This window comes from Amycolatopsis sp. WQ 127309, assembly GCF_023023025.1.
Lineage (GTDB): Bacteria > Actinomycetota > Actinomycetes > Mycobacteriales > Pseudonocardiaceae > Amycolatopsis.
Genome location: NZ_CP095481.1, coordinates 6395495 through 6408183 on the forward strand (window position 1 = coordinate 6395495; position 12689 = coordinate 6408183).

The 12689-nt window shown below is 72.4% G+C and carries 11 protein-coding genes; 4 read left to right on the plus strand and 7 right to left on the minus strand.

Translation table 11 applies throughout. From position 1 onward, the window contains the following. Positions 1–12 precede the first annotated feature (12 nt). Positions 13–567, minus strand: a complete 555-nt coding sequence (locus tag MUY22_RS29250; protein ID WP_247049833.1) for a TetR/AcrR family transcriptional regulator — start codon at positions 565–567, stop codon at positions 13–15. A gap of 86 nt (positions 568–653) precedes the next feature. On the opposite strand from MUY22_RS29250, the gene MUY22_RS29255 reads away from it, so the two are divergent. Both MUY22_RS29255 and MUY22_RS29260 read left to right on the plus strand, forming a co-directional pair. After that, the gene (locus MUY22_RS29255; RefSeq protein WP_247049834.1) at positions 654–1676 is read left to right on the plus strand and encodes an NAD-dependent epimerase/dehydratase family protein; all 1023 of its coding nucleotides are present in this window, start codon (positions 654–656) and stop codon (positions 1674–1676) included. 5 nt (positions 1677–1681) lie between these two features. After that, positions 1682–2674, plus strand: coding sequence for an SDR family NAD(P)-dependent oxidoreductase (locus MUY22_RS29260; protein ID WP_247049835.1), 993 nt, complete (start codon positions 1682–1684; stop codon positions 2672–2674). Here the strand turns inward: MUY22_RS29260 and MUY22_RS29265 are convergent. From MUY22_RS29265 to MUY22_RS29290, 6 genes are all read right to left on the minus strand, one after another. Next, a complete protein-coding gene (locus tag MUY22_RS29265) occupies positions 2655–4871 on the minus strand; it encodes an aminotransferase class III-fold pyridoxal phosphate-dependent enzyme (protein ID WP_247049838.1) in 2217 nt (738 codons plus the stop codon). The two genes, MUY22_RS29260 and MUY22_RS29265, sit on opposite strands and share 20 nt — an antisense overlap. A gap of 64 nt (positions 4872–4935) precedes the next feature. Beyond that, entirely contained in the window at positions 4936–7494 is a 2559-nt protein-coding gene (gene acnA, locus MUY22_RS29270; protein WP_247049840.1) for an aconitate hydratase AcnA, read from the minus strand. Continuing rightward, complete coding sequence (locus MUY22_RS29275) at positions 7491–8360, minus strand: amino acid ABC transporter permease (RefSeq protein ID WP_247049842.1); 870 nt, start codon at positions 8358–8360, stop codon at positions 7491–7493. Before MUY22_RS29275 ends, acnA begins: the two co-directional genes overlap by 4 nt. Continuing rightward, the gene (locus tag MUY22_RS29280; RefSeq protein ID WP_247049844.1) at positions 8357–9001 is read right to left on the minus strand and encodes an amino acid ABC transporter permease; all 645 of its coding nucleotides are present in this window, start codon (positions 8999–9001) and stop codon (positions 8357–8359) included. Before MUY22_RS29280 ends, MUY22_RS29275 begins: the two co-directional genes overlap by 4 nt. A 24-nt stretch (positions 9002–9025) precedes the next feature. After that, positions 9026–9964 carry a transporter substrate-binding domain-containing protein gene (locus MUY22_RS29285; protein ID WP_247049846.1) on the minus strand — a complete coding sequence of 313 codons (939 nt, stop codon included), beginning with the start codon at positions 9962–9964 and terminating at the stop codon, positions 9026–9028. A gap of 17 nt (positions 9965–9981) precedes the next feature. Continuing rightward, positions 9982–10722, minus strand: a complete 741-nt coding sequence (locus tag MUY22_RS29290; RefSeq protein WP_305879313.1) for an amino acid ABC transporter ATP-binding protein — start codon at positions 10720–10722, stop codon at positions 9982–9984. A 142-nt stretch (positions 10723–10864) separates the two neighbouring features. On the opposite strand from MUY22_RS29290, the gene MUY22_RS29295 reads away from it, so the two are divergent. After that, positions 10865–11695, plus strand: a complete 831-nt coding sequence (locus MUY22_RS29295; protein ID WP_247049848.1) for an alpha/beta hydrolase — start codon at positions 10865–10867, stop codon at positions 11693–11695. Positions 11696–11742: 47 nt separating this feature from the next. After that, positions 11743–12642 carry a MurR/RpiR family transcriptional regulator gene (locus MUY22_RS29300; RefSeq protein ID WP_247049850.1) on the plus strand — a complete coding sequence of 300 codons (900 nt, stop codon included), beginning with the start codon at positions 11743–11745 and terminating at the stop codon, positions 12640–12642. The last annotated feature ends 47 nt before the right edge of the window (positions 12643–12689 follow it).

Sequence of the window (12689 nt, forward strand, 5' to 3'; positions counted from 1 at the left end):
TCGGTGTTCCGCTCAGTCCCGCACGACCCGCAGGCACAGCCGGGTGAGGACGGCGCGAAGCTCGTCGTCGGGCAGGGCGTCGAGGCGGCGCGTCACGACGCCCAGGTCGCTGATCAGCGAGTAGGCCGCGATCTGGTCGGCCGTCGGCGCCGGGCCGAACAGCAGGTGCAGGGCGCGGTCGGCCAGCTCGTCGAGGGTGCGGCTGATGCCGGGGTGCCGCCGGACGATCGGGTCGGCGTGGCTCATCGGCGCCAGCGTGCGGTACGCGGTGACGACCTGGCCGACCCAGTGCGTGACGAAGGATTCGCGGCGCTCGTCGCGGTCGGCGATCCGCTCGAGTGCGTCGAGCCCGGCGGCCAGTGCGGCGACCGTGGGTTCGAGCAGGGCCTCGAGGATCGCGATCTTGGTGCGGAAGTAGTAGTAGACGTTCGCCTTCGTGACACCCATGGTGTCGGCGATCTGCTGCAGCGAAGTGGCGTCGAACCCGTGCTCCAGGAACAGCATCCGCGCCGTGTCCAGCACCGCCTGCCTGGTCTTCTCGGCCTGCGCCGCCCGTACCGCCGCCACCTGGTCATCGTAGCGCCCACGGCGGACCGGAGGTGGTGCTACGCTGGTTTCATTAGCCGAACGGCTAACGAAGCGAGGAGGACGCGATGTCGGGTTCGGTGCTGGTGACCGGCGGGACCGGCTACGTGGCGGGCTGGTGCGTCGCCGAGCTGCTCGGCCGCGGTTACGACGTGCGGGCGACCGTGCGTGACGCGAGCCGTGGCGAGCGGGTGCGGCGGGCGGTCGCGTCCGTCTCGGACCGGACGGACCACCTGGAGTTCGCGGTGGCGGACCTGACCCGCGACGACGGCTGGGAGGAAGCCCTCGACGGCTGCGACCACGTGCTGCACGTCGCCTCACCGCTCGGTGCGGACGGCGCGGACGCGCAGGCGCTGCTGGTCCCGGCCCGCGACGGCACGCTGCGGGTGCTGCGCGCCGCGGCCGCGGCGGGGGTCGAGCGGGTGGTCATGACGTCGGCGGCGAACACGGCCAGCCCGACGTCCTACACCGCCGACGGCGTCACCGACGAGACACTGTGGACAGATCTGGACGCGCCGAAGCTGCCCGCCTACCGGCGTTCGAAGACGGCGGCCGAGCTGGCGGCGTGGGAGTTCATGAAGTCCTACGACGGGCCGATGGCGCTCGCCACGGTCCTGCCGGGCGCGGTGTTCGGGCCGGTGCTGTCGCCCGGCACGCTGGGCTCGGTCCGGATCATCTCCCGGCTGCTGGCCGGCGCGATGCCCGGCACCCCGCGCATCGGCCTGGAGGTCGTCGACGTGCGGGACCTCGCCGACGTCCACGTCCGCGCCATGACCGCCCCCGCGGCGGCCGGCCAGCGGTTCCTCGCGACCGGCGAGTTCCTGTGGATGCACGACATCGCGCGCATCCTGCGCGACGGCCTCGGCGAGGACGGCCGCAAGGTCCCGACGCGCGAGCTGCCGGACCTCGCCGTCCGCGCGTCGGCGCTGTTCGACCGCTCGCTGCGGGAGATCATGCCCTCCCTCGGCCGCCGCAGCCGCCACAGCACGGCGAAGGCGAAGTCGTTGCTGGACTGGACACCGCGGCCGGCGGAGGTCGCCGTCCTCGACTGCGCCCGCAGCCTCATCGACCACGACGTCGTCGGGAAGTGACGCCCATGAGCCCCCAGATCCCCGTCGAGGACACGCCGTTCGACGCCGCGTCGACGGCCGAGCAGGTCGCCGCCGGCGTCGACCTCACCGGCAAGCTCGCCGTCGTCACCGGCGGGCACTCGGGCATCGGCCGGGAGACGACCCGGGTGCTGCGCGAGCGCGGCGCCCACGTCGTCGTCCCCGTGCGCGACCCCGCCAAGGCCGCCGGCATGCTCGACGGCATCGACGGCGTCGAGATCGACCGGCTCGACCTCGCCGACCCGGTGTCGGTGGACGCGTTCGCGCGGCGGTTCCTCGCGTCGGGCCGTGCGGTCGACATCCTGGTCACGAGCGCCGGGGTCATGGGCGTGCCCCTGACGCGCGACGCGCGCGGCCACGAGTCGCACTTCGCGACCAACCACCTCGGGCACTTCCGGCTCACCGCACGGTTATCGTCGGCGCTGGCCCGGGGCGCCCGCGTGGTGTCGGTGTCCGCGGCGGCGCACCGGCTGTCGCCGGTCGTGTTCGACGACCTGGCCTTCGAGCACCGCGAGTACCACCCGATGCTCGGTTACGGCCAGTCGAAGACGGCGAACATCCTGTTCGCGCTCGAGCTGGACCGCCGTGGCGTGCAGGCGTTCTCCGTCCACCCGGGATCCATTGTGGACACGAACCTGAGCGGCTGGGCCTCTCCGGAGACGCTGCGGGCGATGAAGCTCGTCGACGACGACGGCAAGCCGGTGATCGACCCGTACGCGGGCAAGAAGACGGTCCAGCAGGGCGCGTCGACCAGCGTGTGGTGCGCGGTCAGCCCCCAGCTGGCCGACGTCGGCGGGGTGTACTGCCTGGACAACAACATCGCGCCGGTGGCGCCGGAGCGTGACCACGACGCGAGCCGGCACGGGACGGGCGAAGTCCCGCCGGCGGGCGTGTCCCCGCACGCGATCGACCCGGCCGCGGCCGCGCGGTTGTGGTCGGTGAGCGAAGAACTGACGGGCGTCAGCTTCCCGGTGCGCTGACGGCCCGGTGCACGGCGTCGCCGAGCCGCTCGACGAACTCGTCGGCGTGCCCGGTTTCCCAGACGAGTGGCGGGCGCACCTTGAGCACGTCGCCGCGGGGTCCGGTGAGACCGGCGAGCACGCCGTGGCCGGCCAGGTCTTCGAGCAACGACCGGGCGACCTCGCGGGACGCGACGTCGACGCCCGCGAGCAGGCCGGTGCCGCGGACTTCGCCGAGCAAGGGGGAGTCCAGCTCCCGCAGGCCGCGGCGGAGGTGCTCGCCGACCGCGACGGCCCGGGCGGGCAGGCCGGTCAGCTCCAGGATGTCGAGGACCGCGTGGCCCGCGGACGCGGCGGCGGGGGTCGCGGCGAACGTCGAGAAGTACTCGTACTTGCCCGCCAGGACGTCGGCGATTTCGCGCCGGGTGACGACGGCGCCGATCGGGTAGCCCGCGCCCATCGGCTTGCCCAGCGTCACCAGGTCCGGCGTGATCCCGGCGAGGGCGAACCGCCACAGCTGCGGGCCGCTGCGGCCGTAGCCCGACTGGACCTCGTCCGCCAGGTACAGCGCGCCGGCCGCGTGGGCGTTCTCGACCAGCCCGGCGAGGAACCCGGCCGGCGCGTCGAGGATGCCTTCCGAGGTGAACTGCGAGTCGGCCAGCACCAGTGCCGGACGCAGGCCGGCGGCCGAAAAGGCCGGTGTGGCCGCGGAATCCCGTGGCGCGGCGAACGTCCCGACGTGCGACGGCCGGTAGCCCGGCGGCCACTCGTTCGAGCTCAGGTCCGCCATCCACTTCGACGACCCGTGGTAGGCGTGCTCGGCGATGATCGCCGCGTCGCCGCCGGTGTACTCGGTCGCCAGCCGCCACGCCAGCTCGTTCGCCTCGGTGCCCGACGTCGTGAACAGGCAGGTGTCCAGCTCCGGCGGCATGGTCGCGAGGATCCGCTCGGCGAGCGTGACGATGCCGCCGTGCAGGTACCGCGAGTGCGTGTTCAGCTCGCCCAGCTGCCGCCCGACGGCCCGCGCGACGGCGGGGTGCGCGTGCCCGACGACGGCCACGTTGTTGTACGCGTCCAGGTAGCGCCGGCCATCGCGGGCGTAGAGCCAGGTGCCCTCGCCGCGGACCAGCTCGAGCGGACGGCGGTAGAACAGCGGCGACAGCCCGCCGCCCATCGCCGCGGCGCGCCGGGCGGGCAGCTCGTGGTCCGGGACGGCCGTGGCGAGGTCGCGGGTCCCGGCCAGCCGCGCGAGCCGGTCGCCCAGCTCGTCCGGGGTGAGGGCGCTCAGCAGGTCCAGGACCCGTTCGCTGGTCCGGTCGTACTGCGTGATGTAGCGCTCGTTGTCGCGGTGCGCGTCACGCCGGGTCGCCGAGACGGCCAGCGTGGTGAGCAGCCGGGCGATGACGAGCTCGCCGAGGACGGCCACCTCCGCCGGGCTCAGCGCGCGGTGCCGCTGGTAGCCGCGCAGCACGGCTTCGGTGCCGCGCCAGACGTCGCCGGCTCGGCGCAGCACCGACGTCAGCGTGGCGGCCAGGTCGGTGACGGCGGCCGTGTGGTGCATGTCGCCGAAGTCGATCACGCCGGTGATCGCGCCCGCCTCGGCCAGCACGTTGGTGAGCGTGACGTCGGCGTGCTGCACGCCGGACGGCAGCGCGACCGTCGCGGCCAGCGCCGGGGTCACCCGCGTGACCAGCTCGCCGAAGCGGCCGAGGCCCGACGCGGCGACCACTTCCGGCATCCGCCGGACGTCCCACAGCAGCGAGCGGCCCGCCGCCGGGTGGAAGAACCCTTGCAGGGCCACGGAAACCCGCGCCGTGACCGCGCCGACCCGCACGGCGAGGGCGTCGTCCACCGGCTTGCCTTCGAGCGGGACGCCGGGCAGCAGCGTGATCAGCCGGGCCAGGCAGCCGCGGCCCGCGTCGTCGGTCAGGTGCGCGACGGCGTCACCCGACTCCGCGGCGACGGACTCGGGCACGGGCAGCCCCGGGTCCGCGCCGTGGACGTGCGCCAGCGCGCGGACCTCCATGTCGACGACGTCGGGGTGTTCGGCGGGGTTGGAGATCTTGAGGACGAACCGGTCGTCGACCAGGACGTTCAGGTCGCGTTCGCTGTCCAGGGGCTTCAGGACCGGGTCCGGCAGCCGCCAGTGGTCGCGCAGCGCGGCGCGCAGGCTCTCGGGCGAGAAAGCCGGCGCCGGCTCCGTGAAGATGCCGGTCATGTCGGGACGTCCTTTCCGGGTTTCGCGGGCCCAGTCTCCATGATGAACGGCCGGAGCGACGGCGTCAGGCGCCGAACCGGCCGAGCATGTACGGGAGCACCCCGCCGTGGGCGTAGTACTCGGCTTCCCGCGGCGTATCCAGGCGCGCGCGGACGCCGACTTCGAACGCCGGAGCGTCCCGCGGCCGGACCCGCACCCTCACCAGGCAAGCCGGATCCTCGACGGCCTCGGGGATGCCCAGCAGGTCGAACTCCTCGGTGCCGTCCAAGCCCAGCGAATCCGCGCTCTGCCCCTCGGCGAACTGCAGTGGCAGCACGCCCAGCTGCACCAGGTTCGACCGGTGGATCCGCTCGAACGACTCGGCCAGCACGACCCGCACCTTCAGCAGTGCGGTGGCCTTCGCCGCCCAGTCGCGCGATGAACCCGTGCCGTACTCGCGCCCCGCGAGCACCAGCAGAGGAGTGCCGGCGAAGGACCTCGCGGCCTCGTACACCGGGACGACGTTCCCGGCGGCGTCGCGGGTCGTGCCGCCGGGGGCGAGCCGGTTCGTCAAGCGCGGGTTGGCGAAACCGCCGCGCACCATCACCTCGAAGTTGCCGCGGCGGGAGGCGTAGGTGTTCAGGTCCGCCTCGCCCAGCCCGCTCAGGTAGCGGCCGGCGCAGCTCGACGGCGGGATCCGGCCGGCCGGGCTGATGTGGTCGGTGGTCACCGAGTCGCCGAGGACCAGGAGGGCCCGCGCGCCGAGGAAGTCGGCCGGCGGGCCCGGGACGTCGTCGAGGAACGGCGGCCGCCGCAAGTAGGTCGAGTCCGCCGGCCACGCGAACCGGTCACCGCCCGCCGCGGGGACGGCGGCCCAGCGCTCGTCGCCGGCGAAGACGTCCGAGTAGGCGTCGCGGAACAGCTCCGGGGTCAAGTGGGCGCTGACGACGGCGTCGATCTCGGCGTCGCCGGGCCAGAGGTCGGCGAGGAACACGGGCTCGCCGCCGGGATCCGTCCCGAGCGGTTCGGTGGTCAGGTCGTGCGTGACCGAGCCGGCGAGCGCGTACGCGACGACCAGCGGCGGCGACGCGAGGTAGTTGAGGGAGACGTCGTTGTTGATCCGGCCGTCGAAGTTCCGGTTGCCCGACAGCACGGACGCGACGACCACCCCGCGCTCGGCGACCGCCGCCGAGACGTCCGGCAGCAGCGGCCCGGAGTTGCCGATGCACGTCATGCAGCCGTAGCCGACGAGCTGGAAGCCCAGCTCGTCCAGGGGTTCGGTCAGCCCGGCGCGCCGCAGGTACCCGGTGACGGTCTTCGAGCCCGGCGCGAGACTCGTCTTCACCCACGGCGCCGACGTCAGGCCGCGGGCGCGGGCGTTGCGGGCGAGCAGCCCGGCGGCGACCATCACGTGCGGGTTGGACGTGTTGGTGCACGACGTGATCGCGGCGATCGCGACAGCGCCGTCAGGGATCCCGCCACGGTCCACAGTGGACCCGATCGCGGCCGTGGCGTTCGCCGGGACGTCGGCCAGCGCGACGCGGTCCTGCGGCCGTCGCGGCCCGGCGAGCGACGCGACGACCTCGGCAAGGTCGATCCGCACGCGCTCGTCGTAGCGCAGGCCGACGGACGGATCGTGCCACAGACCCTGCTCCTTGGCGTACGTCTCGACGGCGGTGACGTGGTCGGCGCGCCGACCGGTGAGCCGCAGGTAGCCGAGGGTCGTGGCGTCGATCGGGAACATCGCCGCCGTGGCCCCGAACTCCGGGCACATGTTCGCGATCGTGGCGCGGTGGGCCAGCGGGATCCGGGCCACGGCCGGGCCGGTGAACTCGACGAATTTGCCGACGACGCCGTGCGCCCGCAACCGTTCGGTGATGGTGAGCACCAGGTCGGTCGCGGTGACGCCGGGGCCGAGCGCGCCGGTCAGCTCGACGCCGACCACGGGCGGCACGACCAGGCTGAGCGGCTGCCCGAGCAGCGCGACCTCCGCTTCGACCCCGCCGACACCCCAGGCCAGCACGCCCAGCGCGTTGACCATCGTGGTGTGCGAGTCGGTGCCGGCGCAGGTGTCCGGGAACGCCCAGCCGTCCCGGCGTTCGACCACGGTGGCCAGGTGTTCGAGGTTGATCTGGTGCATGATCCCGGTGCCGGGCGGGATGACGCGCACGCCGTCGAGCCGCTCGCCCCACTTGAGGAACCGGAACCGCTCGGCGTTGCGGTCGTACTCGATCTCGACGTTGCGGCGCACCGCGTCCGACGTCCCGGACACCTCCGTCGCGATGGAGTGGTCGACGGTCAGGTGGCTGGGGATGCGCGGGCGCACCGCCGCCGGATCGCCGCCCGCCTCGGCGACGGCGTCGCGCAACGCGGCCAGGTCCGTCAGCACCGGGACGCCGTTGGTGTCGTGCAGGAACACCCGGGACGGCGAGAACCCGATGACACCCCGGAAACCGTCCACCAGGGACTTGATCTGCTCCGCCGTCACGTGGTGGCCGTCCTCGTGGCGCAGCAGGTTTTCCAGCAGGATCTTGTGGCCCAGCGGCAGCCGGTCCGCGCCGGGCACGGCGTCGAGGCGGTGCACCCGGAACCGCTCGCCGGCCAGATCGAGCCGGGCGAGGCTGCCGTAGCTGTCGACGCTCACGAAAGCGTCTCGACCGGAGCCGCCGGGGCGGCGGAGGCGGGTTCGGCGACCCGGGAGCGGCGCCGGACGCGCGGGGGCCGGTCGAGCAGCTCGGCGACCCGGGACAGGCCGAAGTTGATGACGATGTAGATCGCCGCGGTCAGCGCGTACGCCTGCAGGAAGTCGGCGTTGTACTCGCCGAGGACCTGGCCGTTGCGCAGCAGTTCCGGGTAGCTCACGACGTACCCGAGGCTCGACTCCTTGAGCGTGCGGATTACCTGCGTGACCAGCGCCGGGCGCAGCGCGCGGAACACCTGCGGCAGGATCACCAGGCGCAGCGCCTGGCCGCGCCGCAGCCCGATCGCGGCGGCGGCGTCGAACTGGCCGCGGTCGAGCGAGTTCACCCCGGCGCGGACGATCTCCGCGAACACCGAGCCGGCGTGCAGCACGATCGGGATGGACAGCACCCAGAACGGCGGCAGGCTCCAGCCGAACGACGGCAGCCCGATGAGGAAGAAGTAGACCAGCAGGATCAGCGGGATCGCCCGGAACAGCTCGATCGCGGCCGCGGCCGGCACGGACAGCCAGCGGCGCGGCGACAGCCGGCCCAGGCCGAAGACCGTGCCGAACACCAGCGACATCACCGCGCAGGACAAGCCGATCCGCAGCGTCATGCCCAGGCCGTCGAGCAGGTAACGGATGTTGGGCCACTCCCACAGCGGCGACCACAGCCGCGCCGAGAGCTGCCCGACGTGCGCGAGCTGGGCGAAGATCCCGGCGAGCACGCCGATGAGGACGACGACCGCGACGATCGTCGCGACCTTGAGCCGCGCCTTGCCCCTGGGGCCGAGCTCGTCGAACAACACGGTGGTGGACGAGGACTTCATCGCCGGATCCGGACCTTCCGCTCGATGACCCCGGTGAGCTGCCCCGCGGTGAGGGTGATCAGCAGGTAGCCGATCGTCGCCGCGATGAAGCTGGGGATGGGCTGGGCGTGGTCGAGGTTGAACTGCCGGGCGGACCCGGTGAGCTCCTGGACGCCGACGGCCGCGCCGAGCGCCGACGCGAGGCTGACGTTGATGAAGATCGAGCCCAGCGGCTGCGCCATGGCCCGGAACGCCTGCGGCAGCACGACCTGCCGCAGGACGCCGGCGAACGTCAGCCCGAGCGCGCGGGCCGCCTCGATCTGCCCGGCGGGCACGGCCGCGACCCCCGAGCGGACGGTTTCGCAGACGTACGCGCCGAAGTACAGGCCCAGCCCCAGGACGACCGAGCCGAACAGCGGCACGGTCGCCCCGACGTAGGGCAGCCCGAAGACCACCATGATCAGCACCAGCAGCAGGGGTGAGTTGCGCAGGCACTGGACGTAGAACCCGGCGGCCAGGCGCAGCGGACGCAGCGGGCCGACCCGGCAGACGCCGAGCACCGTGCCCACCACGACGGCGAGCGGGAAGGCGAGCACGGCCAGTTCCAGGGTCACCAGCAACCCGGTGAACAGCTCGCCGAGGTGATCGAACAGTACGGACACGGTGGTCTCCCGTCTCGCGCCGGATCAGGAGCCGGGCACGGAACCGATCTGCGGCGGCTGCGGCGCGGGCGTCTTGATCAGCTTGCCGACCGTGCTCTGCCAGAGCTTGGTCCAGGTCCCGTCGGCCTCGATCGTCGTCAGGAACTGGTTGACGACGTCCTTGAACTTCGGGTCGTCCTTGGGCATGCCGATGCCGAACGGGTTCGTCCCGAACGTGGCGTCCAGCAGCTTGACGTCGGACTTGGTGGCGATCACCCCGTACAGGGACGCGTTGTTGAGCGTCATCGCCTCGGCGCGGCCCTGCTCGACGGCGGCGACGCACTGCGCGGCGGTGTCGAAGAGGATCGGCTTCGCGGTCGGGACGGCGGCCAGCAGCGCGTCCTTCGCCGCGCCCGACTCGGTGGCGACGTTCTTGCCGGCCAGGTCGCTCGCCTGCTTGATGGTCGTGTCGGCGGACTTCACGACGATGCCGCTGGCCGCCATGTAGTACGGGCCGGCGAAGTTGACGAGCTTCGCGCGGTCCGGCGTGATGGTGTAGGTCTGGATGGCCACGTCGATGGTGTGGTTGCCCAGCAACGCTTCCCGCGTGTCGGACCCGCCACTTTGGAGCTTCGCGTCGGGCTTGCCGAGCAGGTACTTCGCCAGCAGCTGCGCGATGCCGGCGTCGAACCCGGAGAGCTTGCCGGTGGCCGGGTCGAGCTGGGAGAAGCCGATCGTGTTGCGGCTGCCCGCGAACGTCAGCTCGCCCTTCTGCCGGATCTTGTCCAGCATCGGCGTGCTGGGCAGGTTCTGCCCGACCGGAGCGGCGTCGACGACGGCCGTCTCGTCGATCTGCCCGGCGATGTCGGCGGCGGCGGGCTTGGCGGCCGCGCCCGGCGTCTGGTTGGGGGCGCTGCCGCACGCGGCCAGCACCGCGACCAGCGCGGCGGTGACCGCGGTGACCGCCGTGGTGCGAGTTCTCATGGTTGCTCCTGAAAGTATTAGTGGGCCAAGACTTTGGAGAGGAAGTCGCGAGCGCGGACGGTCCCGGTCCGGTCGAAGAACTCTTCCGGGGTGCCCTCTTCGGCGATGCGGCCGTCGCTCATGAACACGACGCGGTCGGCGGCGCGGCGGGCGAACCCCATCTCGTGGGTGACGACGACCATCGTGGTGCCGTCGGCGGCGAGGGCGGTCATGACGTCGAGGACCTCGTGGACCATCTCGGGGTCGAGCGCGCTGGTCGGTTCGTCGAACAGCACGATCTTGGGGTTCATCGCCAGCGCGCGGGCGATCGCGACGCGCTGCTGCTGGCCACCGGAGAGCTCGGCGGGCCGTTTCGCCGCTTGGTCGCCGACGCCGACCCGGTCGAGCAGGCGCCGGGCTTCGGTCTCGGCGTCGCGGGGCGCCATCCCGCGGACCTTGATCGGGCCGAGGGTGACGTTGTCGAGGATGGTGCGGTGGCCGAAGAGGTTGAACGACTGGAACACCATGCCGACGTCGGCCCGCAGCTGCGCGAGCCGGCGTCCTTCGGCGGGCAGCGGCTCCCCGTCGAGGGTGATGGTGCCGGAGCTGACGCGCTCGAGCCGGTTGATGCACCGGCAGAGCGTCGACTTCCCCGAGCCGGACGGCCCGACCACCACGACCACCTCACCCTGGTGGATGTCGAGGTCGACGTCGTGCAGCACTTCGACGTCGCCGAAGCTCTTGCACAGACCGCGGATGCTCACCAGCGGAGCGTTCATCGGCTTCCTCCTGGGCGGACTTGGAAGCGTTCGCTACATTTAATGAGACGTTGTAGCGTGGGCTACCGATAAGATAGACCGTGCTACCGAGATGTCAACACCTGTCGTCGTCGCTACACGAGAACGACCCGAAGGAGAAGCCATGACGAGCCCGCGCCCGAGCGCCGACGCGAGAATCCTGGATCCGGTCGAGTTCTACCACTCGGGCCCGACGGCGTTCTTCGCGTCGCAGGCCGACCAGCGCTTCTCCTACTGCCTGTACGTGCCGAAGGCGCACCGGAGCGCGACGGCGCCGCTGCCGCTCACCGTCGTCGTGCACGGCACGCAGCGCATGGCCGAGCGCTACCGCGACGCCTACCGCGGGTTCGCCGAGGACAACGAGTGCGTGGTGCTGGCCCCGCTGTTCCCGGCCGGCATCGGCGAACCCGGCGACCTCAACGGCTTCAAGCGGCTCAGCTTCAAAGGCGTCCGGTTCGACAAGGTGCTGCTGGACATCGTCGACGAGGTGGCCCAGCGGTACCGCGTCGACGCCGCGAAGTTCGCGCTGCACGGCTTCTCCGGCGGCGGCCAGTTCGTGCACCGGTTCGCCTACCTGCACGCCGCGCGGCTGTCCGCGCTGTCGGTCGGGGCGCCCGGGCGCGTCACCCGGATCGACCCCGGCGTGCCGTGGTGGCCCGGCACCGCCGACCTGCGCGAACGCTTCGGCCAGGACCTCGCCCTCGACGCGCTGCGCACCGTGCCGGTGCAGATGGTCGTCGGCGCCGAGGACACCGAGACCTGGGAGATCGCCGAGCCGGGCGTCGACGCCGGCGGCGACACGCGCGTCGCCCGGCTGACGTCGCTGCGGGACAACTTCGAGCGGCACGGCGTCGGTGTGCAGCTCGACGTCGTGCCGGGGATCGCGCACCGCGGGCTGCAGCTGCAGGACGTCGTGCAGCGGTTCCTGGCGGCGGCCCTCGCGGGTCGGCCGTGACCGCGGCGCGGCGACAGTACGATGCGGCGGAGTCCAGGGGAGAGCAGATGACCGAGCACGGCGAGAACGGGCGGGACCTGTCGTTCAGCGCCCGGATCAACCGCAACCTCACGGGCATGTCCCGTGCCGAGCGGATCGTCGCCGAGTACCTGCGCGACCACGGCCGGCACGCGATCTTCGCGACCGCCGAACAGATCGGCAGCGCCACGGACACCAGCGACGCGACGGTCGTCCGCACCGCGAAGTCCCTGGGCTTCAGCGGCTTGCTGGACCTGCGGCGCACCCTGGCGGCGGAAGTCGTGGAAGTGACGAACGCCGTGCGTCACTTCCACGACGAAGAGGGCGGCTCCGCGGTCGCCCGGGTGTTCACCGAGGCGGCCGAACGGCTCGCCGTCACCCGGCGGCTGGTCGAAGAGGCCGAGTTCGGTGCCGCCGTCGAGCTGCTCGACGGCGCGCGCGAGGTGCTCGCCTTCGGGCTCGGCGGCTCGGGCCTGCTCGCCCGGTACCTCGCGATGCGGCTGACCCGGATGGGACGGCGGGCCCGCGCGAGCTGGGCCACCGGCTTCCAGCTCGCCGACGACCTGCTGGGGCTGGGTGCTGACGACCTCGTGGTGCTCTACACCCCGGCCCGCATCCTCGGCGAGATCGAGGTGGTCCTGGACCACGCGCACAGCGTGGGCGCCCGGGTGCTGCTCGTCTCCAGCTCGCTGGGCGCGTTGTTCGCCGACCGGGTCGACGTCACCCTCGCGGCCCCGCAGTCGACGACCAACTTCACCGGCGAGATGCTCAGCGCCGAGGTGCTGACGGACGCGCTGCTGCTGCAGCTGGCGTCCCACGACGAGACCCGGACGACCCGGGCTGCGGAGGAGCTGACCAAGCTGCGTTCGGAGCTGGTGCAGGGCGATGATTCGCCGGTGCCGAAGCGGCGTCGCAAGCGCCAGGCCTGAAACCGTCCATAACAGACTATCCACAGTGGACTCTTGTAGTCTTCGCG

Excerpts from the sequence above, each read along its gene's own strand:
- MUY22_RS29255 (WP_247049834.1), top strand. The coding sequence starts at position 654 with ATGTCGGGTTCGGTGCTGGTGACCGGCGGGACCGGCTACGTGGCGGGC.
- MUY22_RS29260 (WP_247049835.1), top strand. The coding sequence starts at position 1,682 with ATGAGCCCCCAGATCCCCGTCGAGGACACGCCGTTCGACGCCGCGTCG.
- MUY22_RS29265 (WP_247049838.1), bottom strand. The coding sequence starts at position 4,871 with ATGACCGGCATCTTCACGGAGCCGGCGCCGGCTTTCTCGCCCGAGAGC.
- MUY22_RS29275 (WP_247049842.1), bottom strand. The coding sequence starts at position 8,360 with ATGAAGTCCTCGTCCACCACCGTGTTGTTCGACGAGCTCGGCCCCAGG.
- MUY22_RS29285 (WP_247049846.1), bottom strand. The coding sequence starts at position 9,964 with ATGAGAACTCGCACCACGGCGGTCACCGCGGTCACCGCCGCGCTGGTC.
- MUY22_RS29290 (WP_305879313.1), bottom strand. The coding sequence starts at position 10,722 with ATGAACGCTCCGCTGGTGAGCATCCGCGGTCTGTGCAAGAGCTTCGGC.
- MUY22_RS29295 (WP_247049848.1), top strand. The coding sequence starts at position 10,865 with ATGACGAGCCCGCGCCCGAGCGCCGACGCGAGAATCCTGGATCCGGTC.
- MUY22_RS29300 (WP_247049850.1), top strand. The coding sequence starts at position 11,743 with ATGACCGAGCACGGCGAGAACGGGCGGGACCTGTCGTTCAGCGCCCGG.